This window comes from Lelliottia sp. SL45 (assembly GCF_026672535.1).
GTDB lineage: Bacteria > Pseudomonadota > Gammaproteobacteria > Enterobacterales > Enterobacteriaceae > Enterobacter > Enterobacter nimipressuralis.
Genome location: NZ_JAPPRH010000003.1, coordinates 669,470 through 689,833, shown reverse-complemented (window position 1 = coordinate 689,833; position 20,364 = coordinate 669,470). Strand labels below are relative to the sequence as shown.

18 protein-coding genes are annotated in these 20,364 nt (G+C 54.7%); 2 read left to right on the top strand and 16 right to left on the bottom strand.

What is annotated here, in order from left to right; genetic code table 11:
• Nucleotides 1-60: 60 nt before the first annotated feature.
• Both elaB and OVA10_RS09225 read right to left on the bottom strand, forming a co-directional pair.
• Nucleotides 61-366, bottom strand: coding sequence for a stress response protein ElaB (gene elaB / locus OVA10_RS09230; protein ID WP_100780844.1), 306 nt, complete (start codon nt 364-366; stop codon nt 61-63).
• Nucleotides 367-418: 52 nt separating this feature from the next.
• Nucleotides 419-880, bottom strand: a complete 462-nt coding sequence (locus OVA10_RS09225; protein WP_100779460.1) for a GNAT family N-acetyltransferase — start codon at nt 878-880, stop codon at nt 419-421.
• Nucleotides 881-951: 71 nt separating this feature from the next.
• Between OVA10_RS09225 and rnz the strand changes: the two genes are divergently transcribed.
• The gene (gene rnz, locus OVA10_RS09220) at nt 952-1,869 is read left to right on the top strand and encodes a ribonuclease Z (RefSeq protein WP_268195811.1); all 918 of its coding nucleotides are present in this window, start codon (nt 952-954) and stop codon (nt 1,867-1,869) included.
• 64 nt (nt 1,870-1,933) lie between these two features.
• Nucleotides 1,934-2,938, top strand: coding sequence for a chemotaxis protein (locus tag OVA10_RS09215; protein ID WP_100779458.1), 1,005 nt, complete (start codon nt 1,934-1,936; stop codon nt 2,936-2,938).
• A gap of 81 nt (nt 2,939-3,019) precedes the next feature.
• Here OVA10_RS09215 and nuoN read toward each other — a convergent pair whose 3' ends face one another.
• The 14 genes from nuoN to lrhA all read right to left on the bottom strand — a co-directional run bounded on the left by nuoN (nt 3,020) and on the right by lrhA (nt 19,624).
• Nucleotides 3,020-4,477, bottom strand: a complete 1,458-nt coding sequence (nuoN, locus tag OVA10_RS09210) for an NADH-quinone oxidoreductase subunit NuoN (RefSeq protein WP_100779457.1) — start codon at nt 4,475-4,477, stop codon at nt 3,020-3,022.
• 6 nt (nt 4,478-4,483) lie between these two features.
• Nucleotides 4,484-6,013: an NADH-quinone oxidoreductase subunit M gene (gene nuoM / locus OVA10_RS09205; protein WP_100779456.1), complete on the bottom strand. Its 1,530-nt coding sequence runs from the start codon at nt 6,011-6,013 to the stop codon at nt 4,484-4,486.
• Nucleotides 6,014-6,178: 165 nt separating this feature from the next.
• Nucleotides 6,179-8,020 carry an NADH-quinone oxidoreductase subunit L gene (gene nuoL, locus OVA10_RS09200; RefSeq protein ID WP_123427202.1) on the bottom strand — a complete coding sequence of 614 codons (1,842 nt, stop codon included), beginning with the start codon at nt 8,018-8,020 and terminating at the stop codon, nt 6,179-6,181.
• Complete coding sequence (gene nuoK / locus OVA10_RS09195) at nt 8,017-8,319, bottom strand: NADH-quinone oxidoreductase subunit NuoK (RefSeq protein ID WP_003861496.1); 303 nt, start codon at nt 8,317-8,319, stop codon at nt 8,017-8,019. The genes nuoL and nuoK overlap by 4 nt, the downstream gene beginning before the upstream one ends.
• The gene (gene nuoJ / locus OVA10_RS09190; protein WP_100779454.1) at nt 8,316-8,870 is read right to left on the bottom strand and encodes an NADH-quinone oxidoreductase subunit J; all 555 of its coding nucleotides are present in this window, start codon (nt 8,868-8,870) and stop codon (nt 8,316-8,318) included. The genes nuoK and nuoJ overlap by 4 nt, the downstream gene beginning before the upstream one ends.
• A 10-nt stretch (nt 8,871-8,880) precedes the next feature.
• Nucleotides 8,881-9,423, bottom strand: coding sequence for an NADH-quinone oxidoreductase subunit NuoI (gene nuoI / locus OVA10_RS09185; protein ID WP_000172742.1), 543 nt, complete (start codon nt 9,421-9,423; stop codon nt 8,881-8,883).
• Between the two features lie 13 nt (nt 9,424-9,436).
• Complete coding sequence (gene nuoH, locus OVA10_RS09180; RefSeq protein ID WP_095282746.1) at nt 9,437-10,414, bottom strand: NADH-quinone oxidoreductase subunit NuoH; 978 nt, start codon at nt 10,412-10,414, stop codon at nt 9,437-9,439.
• Complete coding sequence (gene nuoG, locus OVA10_RS09175) at nt 10,411-13,137, bottom strand: NADH-quinone oxidoreductase subunit NuoG (RefSeq protein WP_123427200.1); 2,727 nt, start codon at nt 13,135-13,137, stop codon at nt 10,411-10,413. Before nuoG ends, nuoH begins: the two co-directional genes overlap by 4 nt.
• Before the next feature lie 57 nt (nt 13,138-13,194).
• Entirely contained in the window at nt 13,195-14,532 is a 1,338-nt protein-coding gene (nuoF, locus tag OVA10_RS09170; RefSeq protein WP_100779452.1) for an NADH-quinone oxidoreductase subunit NuoF, read from the bottom strand.
• Nucleotides 14,529-15,029, bottom strand: a complete 501-nt coding sequence (nuoE, locus tag OVA10_RS09165; protein WP_095282749.1) for an NADH-quinone oxidoreductase subunit NuoE — start codon at nt 15,027-15,029, stop codon at nt 14,529-14,531. The genes nuoF and nuoE overlap by 4 nt, the downstream gene beginning before the upstream one ends.
• Before the next feature lie 2 nt (nt 15,030-15,031).
• A complete protein-coding gene (gene nuoC, locus OVA10_RS09160; RefSeq protein ID WP_100779451.1) occupies nt 15,032-16,834 on the bottom strand; it encodes an NADH-quinone oxidoreductase subunit C/D in 1,803 nt (600 codons plus the stop codon).
• Between the two features lie 89 nt (nt 16,835-16,923).
• Nucleotides 16,924-17,598, bottom strand: a complete 675-nt coding sequence (nuoB, locus tag OVA10_RS09155) for an NADH-quinone oxidoreductase subunit NuoB (protein ID WP_003861482.1) — start codon at nt 17,596-17,598, stop codon at nt 16,924-16,926.
• A gap of 15 nt (nt 17,599-17,613) precedes the next feature.
• Nucleotides 17,614-18,054, bottom strand: a complete 441-nt coding sequence (nuoA, locus tag OVA10_RS09150) for an NADH-quinone oxidoreductase subunit NuoA (RefSeq protein WP_102104904.1) — start codon at nt 18,052-18,054, stop codon at nt 17,614-17,616.
• Nucleotides 18,055-18,685: 631 nt separating this feature from the next.
• Nucleotides 18,686-19,624, bottom strand: a complete 939-nt coding sequence (gene lrhA, locus OVA10_RS09145; RefSeq protein WP_100779449.1) for a transcriptional regulator LrhA — start codon at nt 19,622-19,624, stop codon at nt 18,686-18,688.
• Nucleotides 19,625-20,364 lie beyond the last annotated feature (740 nt).

Sequence of the window (20,364 nt, the reverse complement as noted above, 5' to 3'; positions counted from 1 at the left end):
GGTACTTACCATAAAAAGCAGTACCCACGTTTAGGGAGGGGTCACCGTTTTTGCATAAACTTAGCGGCGGGAGAGCAGAAGCCCCAGCACCAGGCCGGCAGCCGCCCCTACGCCAATGCCCTGCCACGGTTTTTCGTGCACGTAATCATCGGCACGATAGACCGCTTTTTTGGCGCGGTAATAGTAGTTGTCGGAGGCATTGCTGACGCGGTGTTTGACCTCTTCCAGCGCCTGTTCAGCACGCGCTTTCAGCTCAATATACTTTTGGTCTGCCGGGTCGCCTGAAGAACGCAGCACCTCTTCCAGTGTTTCACTAAGCAGCGCCAGGTCGTCGTCGATACGGGAATCCCAGGATTGAAATGACATATTTTTCTCCATGTGAGTGCTTCAGTCCCTAACTATAGACAACGACAGGCTATTACGCCTGTTTCGCTTCCCTCGCCATGCCGATATGTGGAATACCGTCTTCGTCGTACACCTCTGTTACCGGGGCGAACCCAAAGTGGGCATAGAATGGCTGCAGATGCGCCTGCGCGCCGAGATATAACGCCTTGTCTGGCCACTGTTTTTTGCAGGATTCGAGCGTCTGTTCCATCAGCTTATAGCCAAGTTTTTCACCTCGCGCGTTGCTGCTGATGATTACCCGGCCAATCACCACCGGGTCGAAATCGTCTTCACTTTTCAGAATCCTCGCATACGCCACCAGCGCGTCATCTTTCCAGCCGAGGATATGGCGGTTCTCACCGACCAGGTCATCGCCGTCGATATCCTGATAGGGGCAGGTCTGTTCGACGACAAACACTTCGCAACGTAATTTGAGTAACGCGTAAAGGGCGGAAACGGTCAGCTCACTGTGATGTAAATCTTGCCACTGGATCATGTCAGGCTCCTTCTTAAGTATCATCCCGTTATACTAAACACTTCTCGTGAGTCATAGAGTCTGATGATGTTATGGAACTGATTTTTCTCGGTACGTCCGCCGGTGTGCCAACCCGATCACGAAATGTGACGGCAATCCTGTTCGATTTACAGCACCCGACGCATGCGGGTTTATGGCTTTTCGACTGTGGTGAAGGGACGCAGCATCAGCTGTTACACACCTCGTATCACCCCGGCAAGCTGGATAAAATTTTTATCACTCACCTGCACGGCGACCATCTGTTTGGCCTGCCAGGGCTGCTGTGCAGCCGCTCGATGGCCGGGAACGCCAGACCGCTGACGATCTACGGTCCGAAGGGCATTCAGGCGTTTGTCGAGACTACGCTGCGCCTTAGCGGGTCGTGGACCGATTATCCGCTGGAGGTGATAGAGATCGCTGAAGGCGTGGTGTTCCAGGACGCGCGTTTTACGGTGACCGCACAGCCGCTGAATCATCCGGTGGAGTGCTACGGCTATCGAGTGGATGAACACGACAAACCCGGCGCACTGGACGCTGCCGCGCTGATTGCCGACGGCATCAAACCTGGCCCGCTGTTCCAGCAGCTGAAAAATGGCGAAACCGTGACACTGGATGACGGACGCGTTGTTGACGGTCAGGCCTATCTCGCGGCCCCGGTTCCCGGTAAAAAAGTGGCGATCTTTGGCGATACGGCGCCCTGCCCTGAAGCGCTGCTTCTGGCGCACAACGTTGATCTGCTGGTCCACGAGGCGACGCTTGAGACGGCAATGGAAGAGAAAGCCAACAGCCGTGGGCACAGCTCTACGCGTCAGGCGGCAACCCTTGCCAGAGACGCGGGCGTGCAGAAACTGATCGTCACCCACGTCAGCTCTCGCTACGATGCCCAGGGCTGCGCGGCGCTGCTGGCGGAGTGCCGGGAAGTGTTCAAGGAGTGCGAGCTGGCCCACGATTTCATGCAGGTTTGCGTTTAGCCCTTCACTTTTCCCTCGGCGTGCCGATAACGATTAAAAGGCAAGCATCTCACTTGAGGGTAAAATGGATAATTTCCAGAAAGATATTGATGACAGGGCCAATCTGACCCTGTCGAACCGGTTTGAACTGTTGCTGTTCCGCCTCGGTACCTCGTTGAATGAGAACAAGTCTGAGCTGTTTGGCATTAACGTTTTTAAGCTGCGTGAAATTGTACCGATGCCGGAATTCACCAAGCCCGCGGGCATGAAGTCGCCGCTGATGGGTATGGTGAATATCCGCGATCAGGTGATCCCGGTCATCGATCTTTCGGCGGTGGCCGGCTGTAAACCCGCCACCGGTTTGAACATTCTGCTGATCACCGAGTATGCCCGTAGCGTGCAGGCGTTTGCCGTGGAGTCGGTAGAAAACATCATGCGTCTGGACTGGAAGCAGGTCCATGCGGCGGAAACTGCCGTCAGCGGACGCTACATCACCAGCATCGCCTGCCTCGATGAAGAGACGGATACCAACGATCTGGCGATGGTGCTCGACGTTGAACAGATTTTGTATGACATCACCCCGGCGAACCACGATCTGCACGCCAATAACCTGAAAATCAGCAAATTCAACATCAAGCCTGGCGCGGTAGCGATTGTGGCGGAAGATTCTAAGGTTGCCCGCTCCATGCTGGAAAAAGGGCTTGAGGCGATGAACATCCCGGCCCAGCTGCATATTACCGGCAAAGAAGCGTGGGAAAAAATTGGCGTGCTCGCTGCACAGGCGCAGGCCGAAGGCGTGCCGATCACCGATAAAATCGCGCTGGTGCTGACCGACCTCGAAATGCCAGAGATGGACGGGTTTACGCTGACGCGCAAAATCAAATCCGACGAGATCCTCAAGCATATTCCGGTGGTGATCCACTCCTCCCTGTCCGGAAACGCCAACGAAGACCATATCCGCAAGGTGAAGGCTGATGGCTATGTGGCGAAGTTTGAGCTTAACGAGCTGTCATCGGTGATTGAGGAAGTGCTGGATCGGTCGATGAAGAAGATTGATGGGCCGCTGATTAGCCGCAAACAGCTGGCTTGATTTGAGTCTGATTGCCGGGTGGCGCTTTGCTCACCCGCAATAAAAAACCCGCCGAGGCGGGTTTTTTTATGTCTGAGACAATTACATCAGCGGCATCGCATGCTGCACCAGGGTGATCAGCGGCTGCGGATAGATACCGAAGATCAGTACCAGCAGCGCGGAGATCAGCACCACAATACCGCCGGCGCTGTACTGCCAGTTGGTTGGCGCATCGCGGTTCAGCTGCTGTGGTGCCGACAGATACAGGCTCACCGCCACACGCAGGTAGTAGTACAGACCGATTGCGGAGCCGATAACCACCGCAGCCGTCAGCCACCACAGGCCAGACTGTACACCGACGGCCAGCACGTAGAACTTACCGATAAAGCCCAGCGTCATCGGGATACCCGCCAGAGACAGCATCATCACCGTCATTACCGCAGACAGAATCGGACGGTGCCAGAACAGACCACGGTAGGAGAACAGTGAATCGGCATCCGGACCACGGTACGGGCTGGACATCAGACTCACGACGCCGAACGCGCCGAGGCTGCTGAACAGGTAACCGGCCAGGTAAACACCGACGGTTTCCATCGACATGGAGCCGCTCTGCAGGGCAATCAGCGCTACCAGCAGATAACCCAGGTGGGAGATAGACGAGTAACCAAGCAGACGCTTGATGTTGGTCTGGCTCAGCGCCATCAGGTTACCGAAGATGATGGAGGCGAAGGCGATAATGCCGAGCACCACGCGCACCGCTTCGCTGTCACCCACTGGCGCGTACAGGAACAGACGCATCACCACGCCGAAGATCGCGATTTTACTCGCTGTCGCCAGGAAGGTGGAGACAGGAGCCGGAGCGCCCTGATACACGTCTGGCGTCCACAGGTGGAACGGAACCAGAGAGAGTTTAAAGCCAAGACCGACAATCATCATGCCCAGACCCGCCAGCAGCAGCGGTTCGTGCAGCATGTTGTCGCCGAGGCTCTTACCGAGCGCCACGAACGACAGGTTCCCGGACTGTGCGTACAGCAGCGCCATACCAAACAGCAGGAAAGACGAGGCGGCAGCAGACAGAATCGTATACTTGATACTCGCTTCCAGAGAGCGCTTCTGACGGAACGCATAACCAATCAGGCCGAACAGCGGCAGTGAGATCAACTCAATACCGAGGAACAGGGCCGCGAGGTGGTTCGCGTTCGCCAGCAGGATCCCGCCGAGGGCGGCAATCAGAACCAGCAGGTAAAACTCTTCTTTGTTGTCGTTGTAGCCTTCGAGCCAAGGGTAAGCAAAGGTACAGGTCGCCAGGCTCGCCAGCAGGACCAGCCCGGTGTACAGCATCGCAAAACCGTCAACGCGCATCAGCGGGGTGACATCCATTGCGCCCGCCTGGCCAACAAACCAGAGGGAGACTAACGCAGCGTTCAGACCTAAAACCGACAGTGTGGCATTCAGGAAGTGATTGCGTCGCCACGCAATGGAGAGCATCACAACCACCACCGTCAATCCGACGATCAGCAGCGGTAGCAGCGCGATCAGTTGTTGTGGAGTTATTGTCATGGCGATTTACAGCCTTGTATTAGAAGCAGAATTAACAAACCACTGCTGGATGTTACCCATCGCGGAATGCGAGGTATCCAGAATCGGCTGCGGATAGAAGCCCAGCAGCACCAGCAGTACGACCAGCAGCAGAACGATGAACAGTTCGCGCAGCGACATTCCCGGCAGTTCTTGCGCCGCGATTTGGCTCTTCGCTTTACCGAAGTAAGCGCGATGCAGCATCGCCAGCGAGTAAACGGACGCGAAGACCAGGCCGAAAGTGGAGATAACCGTAATGACCGGAACCACTTTAAAGCTGCCGAACAGAATCATGAATTCGCCGACAAAGTTACCGGTACCCGGCATACCCAGCGTCGCCACTGCGAAGAACATCGACAGGGCTGGCAACCACTTAATTTTGCTCCACAGACCGCCCATCATGCGCATGTCACGGGTATGCAGACGTTCGTACAGCTGACCACAGAGGATGAAGAGACCCGCCGCAGACAGACCGTGTGCAATCATCTGAATCACCGCCCCCTGGTACGCCAGCTGGCTGCCGGTGTAGATGGCAATCAGCACGAAGCCCATGTGGGAAACGGAGGTGTACGCGATAAGACGTTTGATGTCGTACTGCGTGAAAGCCATCCATGCGCCGTAGAAGATACCAATCACACCGAGCCACATCGCAATCGGTGCAAACTCAGCGGAGGCGTTCGGGAACAGCGGCAGCGCAAAGCGCAGCAGACCGTAGGCCGCGGTTTTCAGCAAGATCCCCGCCAGGTCAACGGAACCCGCCGTGGGTGCCTGGGAGTGCGCGTCTGGCAGCCAGCCGTGCAGTGGAACCACCGGCATTTTCACCGCAAACGCAATGAAGAAGCCCAGCATCAGCAGGTATTCGACGCCGTGAGACATTGGCGTTTTCAGCAGGTCCTGATAGTTGAAGGTCCAGACACCAGTCGCGTTGTAGTGCACGAACACCAGCGCCAGGATGGCAATCAACATCACCAGACCACTCGCCTGGGTGTAGATGAAGAACTTGGTGGCCGCCGTGATACGCGTTTTACCGTCGGATGCCTTATGGCCCCACAGCGCGATCAGGAAGTACATCGGCACCAACATCATCTCCCAGAAGAAGAAGAACAGGAACATGTCGATGGCAAGGAACACGCCGATAACGCCGCCCAGGATCCACATCAGGTTCAGGTGGAAGAAGCCCTGGTATTTTTGAATCTCGTTCCAGGAACAGAGCACCGCCAGAACGCCGAGCAAACCGGTCAGCACCACCATCAGCAGCGACAGACCGTCGATGGCGAGGTGGATTGTGATACCAAAGCGCGGTATCCACGGCAGGATAAATTCAGACTGCCACTGCGGAATACCCGCAGACTGGGTCAGAGAATAGCCGCCCTGCAACCACAGTTGCAGACCAAGCGCGAGCGTCAATCCCATGGTGATCAGCGCAATCCAGCGCGGCATCTTCACGCCAAAGCGTTCGGTCTGCCAGCACAGGAACCCACCAATGAAGGGAATTAATATTAGCCAGGGTAGTAACATGGCGATTTTTATTCCTTTTTAAGGCCCCAGCCGGGGCCGATTTTCAACGAATTCTCACGGAACATTCACTTCGGACTGGGTTTGTTATGTCGGGTGGCACTCACGCTTATCCGACCTACGCTCTTGTAGGCCCGGCTTGCACCACCGGGCAAACCCAATCTCAGATCAACGCAACACCATCAGCAGCGCCAGCACGACGACCGCACCAATGCTCATGGATGCCACATACCAGCGCAGATAGCCGTTCTCGCTCAACAGCAGGCCTTTACCTGCAAAGCGGGACAGCACTGCCGGGATGTTCATCATGGAGTTCATCGGATCGCGTTTCAGCAACCATGCAACGCCCAGGAACGGCTTAACGAAGATCATGTCGTACAGCCAGTCGAAGCCCCACGCGTTGTACCACCAGGTGCCCAGCAGACGGCCTGGCGCACTGTTAGCAACAGCCGTCACCAGAGTACGTTTGCCCAGCCACAGCCATGCAGCAATCAGGATGCCTGCGATAGCGACCACACCGGAGGTGATTTCAAGCGTCAGAACGCGACCGTGCTCAAGCTCGGTGGTATCCGGCAGTACGCCCTGCAACGGTGGCACAATCATCGCGCCAACGAAGGTAGAGAGCACCAGCAGAACCAGCAGCGGCAGGTGGTGAGTAATCCCCTTCCCTGCGTGAGCGTGAATTTGTTCTTTACCGTGGAAGACGATGAAAATCATACGGAAGGTATACAGGGAGGTCATAAACGCACCGACCAGACCTGCCACCATCAGATTGATATGACCATTTGCCATGGCGCCCGCAAGGATTTCGTCCTTACTGAAGAAGCCCGCAGTGATGATCGGCAGTGCCGACAGCGCCGCGCCGCCCACCAGGAAGCAGACATACACCAGCGGAATCGATTTGCGCAGACCGCCCATCTTGAAGATGTTCTGCTCGTGATGGCACGCCAGAATGACGGAGCCAGACGAGAGGAACAGCAGCGCTTTAAAGAACGCGTGCGTCATCAGGTGGAAGATCGCTGCGTCCCATGCCTGCACGCCCAGCGCCAGGAACATGTAACCAATCTGGCTCATGGTGGAGTAAGCGAGAACGCGTTTGATGTCCGTCTGAACCAGCGCGGCAAAGCCCGCCAGTACCAGAGTTACCGCACCGACGATACCGACAAGGTGCAGAATTTCCGGCGTCATCAGGAACAGGCCATGTGTACGTGCAATCAGATAGACACCAGCGGTCACCATGGTCGCGGCGTGGATCAGCGCGGAGACAGGCGTTGGGCCTGCCATCGCGTCCGCAAGCCAGGTCTGCAACGGCAGCTGCGCGGATTTACCCACGGCACCACCCAGCAGCATCAGCGTTGCCCACGTTAGCATGTTGTTGCCTGCTTCGAAGTGCGCTGGCGCCAGTTCCACCATTTCGCGGAAGTTCAGCGTGCCCAGTTCGTTGTAAAGAATGAACAGCGCGAAAGCGAGGAACACGTCACCCACACGGGTCACGACGAACGCTTTCATGGCGGCTGCGCCATTCTTCGGATCGGTGTAGTAGAAACCGATCAGCAGGTAAGAACAGAGACCCACGCCTTCCCAGCCGAGATACATCAGCAGCAGGTTATCACCCAGCACCAGAACAACCATGCTGGCGATAAACAGGTTGGTGTAGGCGAAGAAGCGGGAGTAACCCTCTTCACCGCGCATATACCAGGAGGCGAACATGTGGATCAGGAAGCCAACACCGGTAACCACGGAGAGCATGGTCAGGGAGAGACCATCCAGTACCAGGCTGAAACCGATGTTGAAATCGCCGACCGACATCCAGGTCCACAGCGGCAGGCTGAACGCCTGCTTGCCGTTGTTAAAGAAGTCGATACCCGCGTAAGCGGTGACCAGCGCAGCCAGGCCGATAGAGCCGATGCCCACGGTGGCAGACAGATTTTCCGACCAGCGACCACGGGAGAAAGCCAGCAGCACAAAGCCGATCAACGGGAAAATAATGGTTAAGGCAAGCATGTTCATCCACGCAACTCACTTACTGAATCGATGTTCAGGTTCTGGCGGCGACGATGGAGCTGCAGCAACAGCGCCAGGCCAATACTCGCTTCGGCAGCCGCAAGGCTGATGGCGAGAATATACATCACCTGACCATCGGTCTGGCCCCAGTAGCTACCGGCGACCACAAAGGCCAGCGCGGAAGCGTTGATCATGATTTCCAGACCGATCAGCATAAACAGCAGATTGCGTCGGATAACCAGACCGGTTAAGCCCAGAACGAACAAAATCGCGGCGAGGATCAGTCCATGTGTTAAGGGGATCATGCGCGCTCCTCCGTTTTTCTTTTCGCGCTGTCATTCGCACGGTTGCTCAGCACTTCGCCGGCACGATCTTCGCGGCCAACGTGGAAGGCAACAACCAGACCCGCCAGCAGCAGCATCGACGCCAGTTCAACGGCCAGTACGTACGGACCGAAGAGCGTGATACCAACCGCTTTCGCGCTGATCGGCGTACCGTCGATACCCTGATCGTTCACGCCGAGAATCGCGTAAACGATCACTGCCAGCATGATGGCCGACAGAATCGCCGGGCCAATCCATACCTGCGGTTTCAACCACTGACGCTCTTGTTCAATTTCAGAGCCGCCCAGGTTCAGCATCATGACGACGAACACGAACAGAACCATAATGGCCCCGGCGTAGACGATGATCTCCAGCGCACCCGCAAAGTGGGCGCCCAGCGCGAAGAACACGCCGGAAATAGCCAGAAGCGAAATGATTAAGTAAAGCAACGCATGCACCGGATTGGTGTGCGTAATCACTCGCAGCGTGGCCAGGATGGCGATAAGGCCACAGATATAAAAAGCGAATTCCATTGCCCTCTCCTTACGGTAACAGGCTCTTGACGTCGATAGGCTTAGCTTCGTTCTCTGCTTCGCCCTTATCTTTGCCGTCGATTGCCATACCCGCCATCCGGTAGAAGTTATATTCCGGGTATTTGCCCGGACCGGAAATCAGCAGATCCTCTTTCTCGTACACCAGGTCCTGACGCTTGTACTCACCCAGTTCGAAATCTGGAGTCAGCTGAATCGCCGTGGTTGGGCACGCTTCTTCACACAGACCGCAGAAAATGCAGCGTGAGAAGTTAATGCGGAAGAACTCAGGGTACCAGCGGCCGTCTTTGGTCTCTGCTTTCTGCAAAGAGATACAGCCAACCGGACAGGCTACCGCACACAGGTTACAGGCAACGCAGCGCTCTTCGCCGTCCGGATCGCGGGTCAGCACGATACGGCCACGGTAGCGCGGCGGCAGATAGACCGGCTCTTCCGGATACATCTGGGTTTCGCGTTTTGCAAACGCGTGCAGGCCGATCATCCAGATACTGCGTACCTGGGTGCCGAAACCTACCAATAATTCTTTTAAGGTCATGGTCTATTGCCCCTTATGGCTGCTGCCAGAGAATGACAGCTGCCGTTACCAACAAGTTGACTAGCGTCAGCGGCAGGCACACTTTCCAGCCGAAGGACATTACCTGGTCATAACGCGGACGCGGTAATGAGGCGCGAATCAAAATGAACATCATCATGAAGAACGCGGTTTTCAGCGCGAACCAGATGAACGGCGGTAAGAACGGGCCATGCCAGCCACCAAAGAACAGCGTTACCATCAACGCGGAAATGGTGACGATACCGATGTACTCGCCCACAAAGAACAGACCGAATTTCATACCGGAATATTCAATGTGATAACCGTCGGCCAGTTCCTGCTCGGCTTCTGGCTGGTCAAACGGGTGACGGTGACACACCGCCACGCCCGCGATAGCAAAGGTGACAAAACCAAAGAACTGCGGAATGACGTTCCAGATGTCGGCCTGGTTGTTGACGATGTCGGTCATGTTGAATGAACCGGCCTGCGCCACTACGCCCATCAGGGAAAGACCCAGGAACACTTCGTAGCTCAGGGTCTGCGCAGACGCACGCATCGCACCCAGCAGCGAGTATTTGTTGTTACTGGACCAGCCCGCAAACAGCACCGCGTACACCGCAAGACCCGCCATCATCAGGAAGAACAAGATCCCGATATTCAGGTCAGCGACCACCCAGGTCGGACTGACCGGGACGATAGCAAAGGCCAGCAGCAGTGAGGTAAAGGCGATCATCGGTGCCAGAGTAAAGATGACGCGATCCGAGAATTTCGGGATCCAGTCTTCTTTAAAGAACATCTTGATCATGTCCGCGACCAGCTGGAGTGAACCACCCCAGCCCACGCGGTTCGGTCCGTAACGGTTCTGGAACAGACCGAGCAGACGACGTTCACCAAAGCTCATGAACGCGCCGCAGGTGACAACCACCAGCAGAATGACCACCGCCTTGAGAATGCTTAACAGAATTTCGATGAGATCCGGCGTTAACCAACTCATGCTTGTGCCTCCTGCAGATTATCAAGACGCGCGCCCGCCAGTACCGGAGCGATGCCCGGCAGACCCATCGGCAGACCCACCTGCCCTGCTGTCAGACCTTCGGCGATAACCAGCGGCAGACTGATGGTCTGGCCTTCATAGCTAAAGGAGACCTGGCTGCCCGCGTTGACGCCAAGCTTCGCGGCATCCGCCGGATTGAGCTTGATGTAAGGCTGCGGCATGCGCGTCTGGAATACCGGAGAGCGCTGGGACATCTCGTCACTACCGAACAGATGGTAGTACGGCGCGATACGCCAGTTGCCTTCCTGCGCTTCGAAACTCGCCGGAACGGTCGTGAAGTACTCCAGACCCGTTTCGCTCGCTTCGATCAGACGAACACCTGGATCACCATGGCGCAGAGAGCCGCCCACTTCCGCCTGGAACTTGTTCCATGCCTGCGGGGAGTTCCAGCCTGGTGCCCATGCGAACGGAACCTGAGAGCGCGGTGCAGACGGTTGGTTGTTCCCTTCCATGGAGAAGGCGAACATCGTGTCTTTATCCTGCGGCTGACGCGGTTCGTGCACGCTGATATTCGCGCGCATCGCGGTACGACCACTGTAACGGTGCGGTTCACGAGCCAGTTTCTGGCCGCGAATGCGGAAGCTCGCGTCCGGCGCGGCTTCTTTAATGCCCGCCAGTTGCGGCAGTTTTGCGACCACGGCATCGATCACATCATCGAGCTGCGTCCAGTCCACCTGACGGTTTTCTACGGTGCTGTGCAGCGAGTGCAGCCAGCGCCAGCTTTCCAGCATCACGGTGTTGCTGTCGTAATAGGACGGGTCATAAACCTGGAAGAAACGCTGTGCGCGGCCTTCGTTGTTGATAACCGTACCGTCGCTTTCGGCGAAGCTTGCCGCTGAGAGCACGAGGTGCGCTTTGTCCATAATCGCGGTGCGCTGATGGTCGATTACCATCACCAACGGCGCTTTAGACAGAGCGGCATCCACGCGAGCCGCAGAAGCATGACGATGCAAGTCGTTCTCAAGTACGATAACGCCGTCAGCCGCACCCGATTCGAGTTCGCTTAACGCCGCTTCCAGAGAACCGCCGCCAATCAGTCCCAGACCGACGCTGTTCACTGCGCGCGCAATCATGGTCACACCCACGTCTGCCCCACGCCCTTTCAGCGCTTTAGCCACGTTTGCCGCAGCCTGAATCACATCGGGGCTGCCGGCGTTGGTGCCGGAAATAATCAGTGGTTTTTTCGCACCGGCCAGAGCCTGAACGATCACGTCGATCTTGTTTTGCAGGTCACGATCCAGGCCTTCAACGGCCGGAGCACTGTTATCCAGCGCGTGAGCAATAGCAAAACCGAGGCGCGCCTGATCTTCCACCGGTGCGCGATAGGTCCACGCCGCGATGTCGTCCAGACGCGTGTTGTCGACGTTCGTCACAAACAGCGGATGCTTGGCACGCTGGCCGATGTTCAGGATTGCCGCAATCTGCCAGTCAGCCACTTTCTGGGCCGCTGCCATTTCACGTGCTTTACCTTTCACCGCCTGACGAACGGCCAGCGCAACGCGCGCACCGGTCTGAGTCAGATCTTCGCCCAGCACCAGCACCGCGTCATAGGATTCGATTTCGCGCAGCGCCGGGGTACGAATACCGCCTTCACGCAGCACTTTCAGCACCAGCTGCAGACGTTCCTGCTCGCCGTTGGCGATACCGGTGTAGAAGTTATCCGCACCCACCAGCTCACGCAGCGCAAAGTTGCTTTCGACGCTGGCGCGCGGGGAGCCGATACCGATCACTTTCTTCGACTGGCGCAGAATATCTGCCGCGCCCTGCATCGCTTGTTCAGCGTTGAGGGTGATCAGGTCATCGCCACGGCGCTGAACCGGCTGACGCGGACGGTCTTTCAGGTTCACATAGCCATAGCCGAAACGACCACGGTCGCAGAGGAAGTAGTGGTTTACGGTACCGTTGTAACGGTTTTCGATACGACGCAGTTCACCATAGCGCTCGCCCGGGCTGGTGTTACAGCCAAGGGAACACTGCTGGCAGATGCTTGGTGCAAACTGCATGTCCCACTTACGGTTGTAACGCTCGGAGTGCGTTTTATCGGTGAAGACGCCGGTCGGGCAGATTTCTACCAGGTTACCGGAGAATTCGCTTTCGAGCGTACCGTCTTCCGGACGACCAAAGTAGACGTTGTCATGCGCGCCATACACGCCAAGATCCTGACCGTCTGCGTAATCTTTGTAGTAACGCACGCAGCGATAGCAGGCGATGCAGCGGTTCATTTCGTGAGAGATGAACGGCCCCAGATCCTGATTACGGTGGGTACGTTTAGTAAAGCGATAGCGACGGAAGCTATGACCGGTCATCACGGTCATATCCTGAAGATGGCAGTTACCGCCCTCTTCACAAACCGGACAGTCGTGCGGGTGGTTGGTCATCAACCATTCCACGACGCTCTCGCGGAACTGTTTCGCTTCTTCGTCTTCAATCGAAATAAAGGTGCCTTCGGTCGCTGGTGTCATACAGGACATCACCAGGCGCCCACGCGTGTCTTCCGCGTTTTGATATTGCTTCACCGCACACTGGCGGCAAGCACCGACGCTGCCCAGCGCCGGATGCCAGCAAAAATACGGAATATCAAGGCCGAGAGACAGACAAGCTTCTAGCAGGTTGTCGGCCCCGTTGACCTCGTATTCTTTGCCGTCTACATGAATCGTAGCCATTAGCATGCTTCCAGTTGGCTCAGTCAGGGACTGAGCGTTAATCAAAATTCAGTATCGCTACCAGCGCGCTTTCAGCAGGTTCGGCTGAATACCATTAATCAAATGGGTATTGCTGAACTGCTGCTTGATGCCTGCTTCGAATTCGTCGCGGAAATATTTAATCGCGCTCTGCAATGGCTCAACGGCACCTGGTGCGTGGGCACAGAAGGTTTTGCCCGGACCGAGGAATCGACACAGTTGCTCAAGTGTCTCGATATCGCCCGGCTGGCCTTCGCCGCGCTCGATAGCGCGCAGAATTTTCACGCTCCATGGCAAACCATCACGGCATGGCGTACACCAGCCGCAGGATTCGCGCGCGAAGAACTCTTCCAGGTTACGCACCAGCGACACCATGCCAATTTCATGGTCCACGGCCATCGCCAGCGCCGTACCCAGACGGCTGCCTGCTTTACCAATGCTTTCAAATTCCATTGGCAGATCGAGGTGGGCTTCGGTCAGGAAGTCGGTCCCTGCCCCACCCGGTTGCCAGGCTTTAAATTTCAGGCCATCGCGCATCCCGCCCGCATAGTCTTCGAGGATTTCGCGTGCGGTAGTACCGAACGGCAGCTCCCAAAGGCCAGGATTTTTGACGCGGCCGGAGAAGCCCATCAGCTTGGTGCCCGCGTCTTTGCTGGTCGAAATGTTCTGATACCACTCCACGCCGTTGGCGAGAATAGCCGGTACGTTACACAAGGTTTCGACGTTGTTGACACAGGTCGGTTTACCCCAGACGCCGGAACTTGCCGGGAATGGCGGCTTGGAGCGTGGGTTCGCGCGGCGGCCTTCGAGGGAGTTAATCAGTGCGGTCTCTTCACCACAGATATAACGCCCTGCGCCCGTGTGCACGAACAGCTCAAAATCAAAACCGGTGCCGAGAATGTTTTTGCCCAGCAGGCCCGCTTCGGTCGCTTCTGCAATCGCGCGGCGCAGGTGCTCTGCCGCTTCGATGTACTCGCCGCGCAGGAAGATGTAACCACGATAGGCTTTCAGCGCGAACGCGGAGATCAGCATGCCTTCCACCAGCAGGTGCGGCAGCTGCTCCATCAGCAGGCGGTCTTTATAGGTGCCTGGCTCCATTTCATCGGCGTTACACAGCAGGTAACGGATGTTCATGGATTCGTCTTTCGGCATCAGGCTCCACTTAAGACCGGTGGAGAAACCTGCACCGCCGCGCCCTTTCAGGCCGGAATCTTTAACCGCGTTAACGATCTCATCTGGCGCCATGCCCGAGAGCGCTTTACGCGCCCCTTCGTAACCGTTTTTGCTCTGGTATTCTTCGAGCCAAACCGGCTGTTTGTCATCGCGCAGACGCCAGGTCAGCGGATGGGTTTCAGCAGTGCGAATGACTGTTTTCATTTGTACCGCTCCAGCAGGTCAGGAATTGCTTCCGGCGTCAGATGGCTGTGAGTGTCCTCATCAATCATCATGCTCGGCCCCTTGTCGCAGTTACCCAGGCAGCAGGTTGGCAGCAGCGTGAAACGACCGTCAAAGGTCGTCTGTCCTGGCTTGATATCGAGTTTCTTCTCGAGTGCAGCCTGGATGCCCTGATAACCGGTGATATGGCAAACGACGCTGTCGCAATAGCGAATAACGTGACGGCCCACCGGCTGGCGGAAGATCTGGCTGTAGAATGTTGCCACCCCTTCCACGTCGCTTGCCGGGATACCCAGCACGTCGGCGATCGCATAGATCGCGCCATCGGGTACCCAACCACGCTGTTTCTGGACGATTTTCAGCGCTTCAATGGATGCCGCACGCGGGTCTTCGTAGTGGTGCATTTCGTGCTCAATTGCCGCACGTTCTGCCGCACTCAGCTCAAAAGCCTCGGTTTGTGGTTGTTGATTCTCGTGCATAATTAGCGGTCCACATCTGACATAACAAAATCGATACTACCCAGATACACAATCAGGTCGGAGACCAGACTGCCGCGAATGGCGGACGGGATCTGCTGCAGGTGCGCATAGCTCGGCGTACGGATACGCGTACGATAGCTCATGGTGCTGCCGTCACTGGTCAGGTAGTAACTGTTAATACCCTTGGTCGCTTCAATCATCTGGAAGGATTCGTTGGCCGGCATGACCGGGCCCCAGGAAACCTGCAGGAAGTGAGTGATCAGAGTTTCGATATGTTGCAGCGTGCGCTCTTTCGGTGGCGGCGTTGTCAGCGGGTGATCCGCTTTGAACGGGCCTTCCGGCATGTTGTTGAGGCACTGCTCAAGGATGCGAAGACTCTGGCGCAGCTCTTCGACTTTCAGCATCACGCGGGTGTAGCAGTCGGATACGCCGCCGCCAACCGGGACTTCGAAGTCGAAGTTTTCGTAGCCAGAGTATGGACGGGCTTTACGCACGTCGAAATCAATACCCGTCGCACGCAGGCCAGCACCGGTGGTGCCCCACTCCAGCGCTTCTTTCGCGCCGTAAGCGGCCACGCCTTTGGAACGGCCAATCAGGATGGTGTTACGCAGCGCGGCTTTCTCGTAAGAGGCCAGACGCTTCGGCATCCAGTCGAGGAATTCGCGCAGCAGACGATCCCATCCGCGCGGCAGGTCATGTGCCACGCCGCCAATACGGAACCAGGCCGGGTGCATACGGAAACCCGTAATTGCTTCAACCAGATCGTAGATTTTCTGACGGTCGGTAAACGCGAAGAACACCGGCGTCATCGCCCCGACGTCCTGAATGAACGTGGAGATGTAGAGCAGGTGACTGTTGATACGGAACAGTTCTGACAGCATCACGCGGATAACGTTAACGCGATCCGGTACGGTGATACCCGCCAGTTTCTCAACGGCCAGCACGTAAGGCATTTCGTTCACGCAGCCGCCGAGGTACTCGATACGGTCGGTGTACGGAATGTAGCTGTGCCAGGACTGACGCTCGCCCATCTTCTCAGCACCACGGTGGTGGTAACCGACATCAGGCACACAGTCGACAATCTCTTCGCCGTCGAGCTGAAGAATAATACGGAACGCACCGTGCGCAGACGGGTGGTTTGGACCGAGGTTGAGGAACATGAAGTCCTCGTTGTCGGTACCGCGCTTCATGCCCCAGTCTTCCGGCTTGAAAGTCAGCGCTTCCATCTCCAGATCCTGTTTGGCTTTGGTCAGCTCAAACGGATCGAATTCGGTGGCGCGCGCCGGATAGTCTTTACGCAGCGGGTGGCCGGTCCAGGTCTGCGGCATCATGATGCGCGTCAGGTGCGGGTGGCCATCGAACGTCATGCCGAACATTTCCCAGGTTTCACGCTCATACCAGTTGGCGTTAGGGAAAAGTTTGGTGAGCGTCGGCAGATGCATGTCGTTTTCAGACAATGCCACCTTGAGCATGATATCCCGGTTGCGGTCTATTGAGATCAGGTGGTAGAAAACGGAAAAATCCGCCGCGGGTAAACCGTGACGGTGGGTGCGAAGACGCTCATCCATGCCGTGTAAGTCAAACAGCATGACGTAAGGTTTAGGTAATTTCTTTAAGAAATCAACTGCTTCCAGCAATTGTTCACGCTTCACCCAAACAACGGGTACCCCGGTGCGGGTGGCCTGAACAGTAAAGGCATCCGGCCCAAAACGGTTGCGCAGTTCGCCAATGACCGGGTCATCGAGATGATCCCGGGTTTGCCATGCGGCATCTTGCGCGGTTAAGTCGGTCATATTGTTCACCATTGCAAATGGTCCGTGGTGACTGTTAAGCCTGGCTTCGCGCTATTTGTATAGTGATATGCGAAGGTTTGCCCCAGGCCCACAGGCGCAAATTAAATTTCGTCAGGCGTACGCAGATTGGTGACTGCAATACGTTCTCCGCGTTTACGCTCGCGCTCAGACTGCATATTGGCGCGGTACACGCCCTGGTCGCCCACGACCCAGGAAAGCGGACGGCGTTCTTTACCGATCGACTCCTGCAGCAGCATCAGCGCCTGCATGTAAGCTTCCGGACGCGGCGGGCAGCCAGGGATGTAAACATCCACCGGGATAAACTTATCGACGCCTTGCACAACGGAATAAATGTCGTACATACCACCCGAGTTTGCACAGGCACCCATGGAGATAACCCACTTCGGCTCGAGCATCTGGTCATAAAGACGCTGAATAACTGGCGCCATTTTGGTGAAGCAGGTTCCGGCCACCACCATCAGGTCAGCCTGACGAGGGGAAGCACGCAGTACCTCGGCACCAAAACGCGCAACGTCATGCACCGCAGTGAATGACGTCACCATTTCAACGTAGCAGCAAGAAAGACCAAAGTTGTATGGCCAGATGGAGTTCTTACGACCCCAGTTGACCATATCGTGCATGGCATGTTCGAGTTTGCCCATGTACACGCTTTTGTTGACTTCTTGCTCCAGGGGGTCGGTTACGATCTCCTGTTTTTGCAGGGGGTAACGGTCATTCTCACCGTTAGGATCTATGCGGGTGAGCGTATAATCCATCTTATTGCCTCGCTGTTACTGCTGACGATTAGAGTTACTGTTTTCCGGATTAACCAGTTCACGGCGTGAACGCACAGGTGTCCAGTCCAGCGCGCCGATGCGCACCAGGTACACCAGACCGGCCAGTAGCACTAAAATGAAAATTGCGGCTTCGACAAAGCCAGTCCATCCACTTTCGCGGATTGACGTTGACCATGCGAACAGGTAGAGCGCTTCAACGTCGAAAATGACGAAGAACATGGCCACCAGATAGAACTTGGCGGACAAGCGTAAGCGAGCAGTACCTACCGAATCGATACCCGATTCAAATGGGGTGTTTTTGTGCCTTGCGCGGGCGCGACCGCCCAGGAACCAGCCGCCGATTAACATCAGGCAGCACAGGCCAATGGCAACAATAAGAAAGATTGCGAATGCCCAGTGATGAGCGACGACTTCTGTGGATGTTGACATACTCATTGCTTACTCATCAAAAGTGATATCTACAGCTCTGCTCTTGCTGGCAGATGGACATCACATCGATTCATGGGGAGGAACAAATAACCTTACACCGACTGTCAGAAATGAGACATAGACAGCAAAATGATGTGGTTTTTTACTCCTTTCTATAACCTTTTGTCAACTTTAACAAAGGTTTCTTCACATTAAATCACATAGATCGATTCTCATTAACATTTCATGCCCTTTAACCCTGGTGGGTCGATGACTTTACGTCAACTGCATGCTGTTGAATCGTGTCCGTTTTGAAGTAAAAGAAATATTACCCTCCTATTTTGACAGGATTTGCTGCTGATTCCTCCCCCCAAATGGGAGTATTTTCTTGATCTGAGACACGCTTTTGTTAATCCAATCAAAAAAACGGCAACATTTTTGCTGGTTTTTTAACATCAGTGCCGCAGAGAAGATAACAAAACGCATTACGTTCAAAAATCGAGCAGAACCATACATCGCGATGATAATTAAGACTTATTTACAATAACCTCAAAGAGTATGGCGCTATTGTTGTCAAAAAAAAACCACTCTGCGGAAATACCGCACGAGTGGTTCTTTTTTACACTTACAAATTGTTACGACAATTATCGGATCGGGATCACTCAAAATCCCCTTCAACCACCAGGGAATCGCCCCCCCCTTCGGGAGTAACATTCTCGAATTGCCATGGGTTGTGGTAGTTCACCATCGCTTCAAACACGATTTTTGCCAGCTCGTTGTTGCTGGATGAGTTATGGCAAAGCAGATATTCCGTGTCCGGCAGCGCAGGTAAACCATTAGATTTACCTAAGACGCGTAAATCCGGGCTCATCATCTCAACAGGGCGAGCGGTCACACCAAGTCCGGCTTTAACGGCGGCACGCACTGCAGGTAATGTGGAAGCCACGTACGCTAAACGCCACGGAATATTCGCTTCATTCAGAGCCGACAACACCATATCGCGGAACGGACTAGGATCGTCCAGCAATACCAGCGGAATAGGCTCGCCTTTTTGCAGCACATATTCTGCCGCGCAATACCAGTGCGTTGGCGACGTTCGTAATGTCAGACAATCAAATTGTCCAGGACAGTGCGTGGTAACAACCAGATCAACTTCATGGTCTTTAAGCATATCAATCATGAAGGCATTTCGTTTTACGCTGACATCCAGCGCAAGCTTCGGATAAACCGAACTGATCCGATTAAGTAAAAACGGCAATATCGTATCAGCAGATTCATCAGAAGCGCCTAACGTTAAAACGCCCTGAAGATTGCTAAACATTAATGACATACATGCTTCATCGTTGAAGCGTAAAATCTTCCTGGCGTAACCCAGTAACTGGATCCCGTGCTCAGTTAACAGTTTATTACGACCGTGGCGTGCAAAGAGTTCTTTGCCCACCAGTTGCTCCAGTCGCTGCATCTGTTGGCTGACCGCCGATTGCGTACGGCAGACAGCGGCAGCAGCGGCTGCAAAGGTGTTGAGATCAGCGACCGCAACAAACGTTCTCAGCAGATCGAGATCGAGATTTAGTATCGGACGATTTGCATTTATCATATCTATTCACTTACAAGTTGCTCGTGCGGAGCTGCCGACCGGCAGACTACCTGACAGATAGTTATTGGCTGGTGTATAGCAGAAGTCAGAAACAACGTTCCATGACGATATTTTTATTCTCTTAAATGTTCAGGATATTTTTAGATTTTGCTGATTTCAGTAAATTCCATTAAAGAACTTACTCATCATCACTCTTTTACTCGCAACACGGGCACAGCAGTAAAGGTGTTGCCTATCCAGTATAGTAGAGATAATTCTAACAATAACAATCAACTAATTCAGAAAAATCGAGGCAAAATACACAGTAATGTAAACATTCCTCTCTTTTCCTGAGACAACATCTTAACCCAAATCCACTTTATTTATAAGTATTATTACACCATTACTGATTAATCCATGTTGATTAACGGCTAAACTAATTTTATTAAAATTAACGAAAGTTAAGATTTAGGCATCATTAATAAATAAACATTAATGTAGATTAGGTTTATCCATTAATATTGCTTAACAATATTTTCACACGCGCAACCTCTGGCCGAATCCATCATTCACCAAAGATATTAAGAAGCATTCCGGTTTTACGAAAGGTCACCGGGAGAAATCATTGCGATCTCATCGTTTCTCTGTCGTACAGCGGTTTTAAGCAGGGTAAAATACATTAAAAACCACATGGTGCGAGATAATAAACTGCACTTACCTCTCAAAGCAATGCTTTACACGACCAAATTCCCTTTCTGATA

Coding starts and splice junctions, on each gene's coding strand:
- nuoI (WP_000172742.1), bottom strand. CDS start 9,423: ATGACCTTAAAAGAATTATTGGTAGGTTTCGGCACCCAGGTACGCAGT.
- nuoL (WP_123427202.1), bottom strand. CDS start 8,020: ATGAACATGCTTGCCTTAACCATTATTTTCCCGTTGATCGGCTTTGTG.
- rnz (WP_268195811.1), top strand. CDS start 952: ATGGAACTGATTTTTCTCGGTACGTCCGCCGGTGTGCCAACCCGATCA.
- nuoH (WP_095282746.1), bottom strand. CDS start 10,414: ATGAGTTGGTTAACGCCGGATCTCATCGAAATTCTGTTAAGCATTCTC.
- nuoK (WP_003861496.1), bottom strand. CDS start 8,319: ATGATCCCCTTAACACATGGACTGATCCTCGCCGCGATTTTGTTCGTT.
- nuoA (WP_102104904.1), bottom strand. CDS start 18,054: ATGAGTATGTCAACATCCACAGAAGTCGTCGCTCATCACTGGGCATTC.
- nuoE (WP_095282749.1), bottom strand. CDS start 15,029: ATGCACGAGAATCAACAACCACAAACCGAGGCTTTTGAGCTGAGTGCG.
- nuoF (WP_100779452.1), bottom strand. CDS start 14,532: ATGAAAACAGTCATTCGCACTGCTGAAACCCATCCGCTGACCTGGCGT.
- nuoC (WP_100779451.1), bottom strand. CDS start 16,834: ATGGTGAACAATATGACCGACTTAACCGCGCAAGATGCCGCATGGCAA.
- nuoN (WP_100779457.1), bottom strand. CDS start 4,477: ATGACAATAACTCCACAACAACTGATCGCGCTGCTACCGCTGCTGATC.
- lrhA (WP_100779449.1), bottom strand. CDS start 19,624: ATGATAAATGCAAATCGTCCGATACTAAATCTCGATCTCGATCTGCTG.
- OVA10_RS09215 (WP_100779458.1), top strand. CDS start 1,934: ATGGATAATTTCCAGAAAGATATTGATGACAGGGCCAATCTGACCCTG.
- elaB (WP_100780844.1), bottom strand. CDS start 366: ATGTCATTTCAATCCTGGGATTCCCGTATCGACGACGACCTGGCGCTG.
- nuoM (WP_100779456.1), bottom strand. CDS start 6,013: ATGTTACTACCCTGGCTAATATTAATTCCCTTCATTGGTGGGTTCCTG.
- nuoG (WP_123427200.1), bottom strand. CDS start 13,137: ATGGCTACGATTCATGTAGACGGCAAAGAATACGAGGTCAACGGGGCC.
- nuoJ (WP_100779454.1), bottom strand. CDS start 8,870: ATGGAATTCGCTTTTTATATCTGTGGCCTTATCGCCATCCTGGCCACG.
- nuoB (WP_003861482.1), bottom strand. CDS start 17,598: ATGGATTATACGCTCACCCGCATAGATCCTAACGGTGAGAATGACCGT.
- OVA10_RS09225 (WP_100779460.1), bottom strand. CDS start 880: ATGATCCAGTGGCAAGATTTACATCACAGTGAGCTGACCGTTTCCGCC.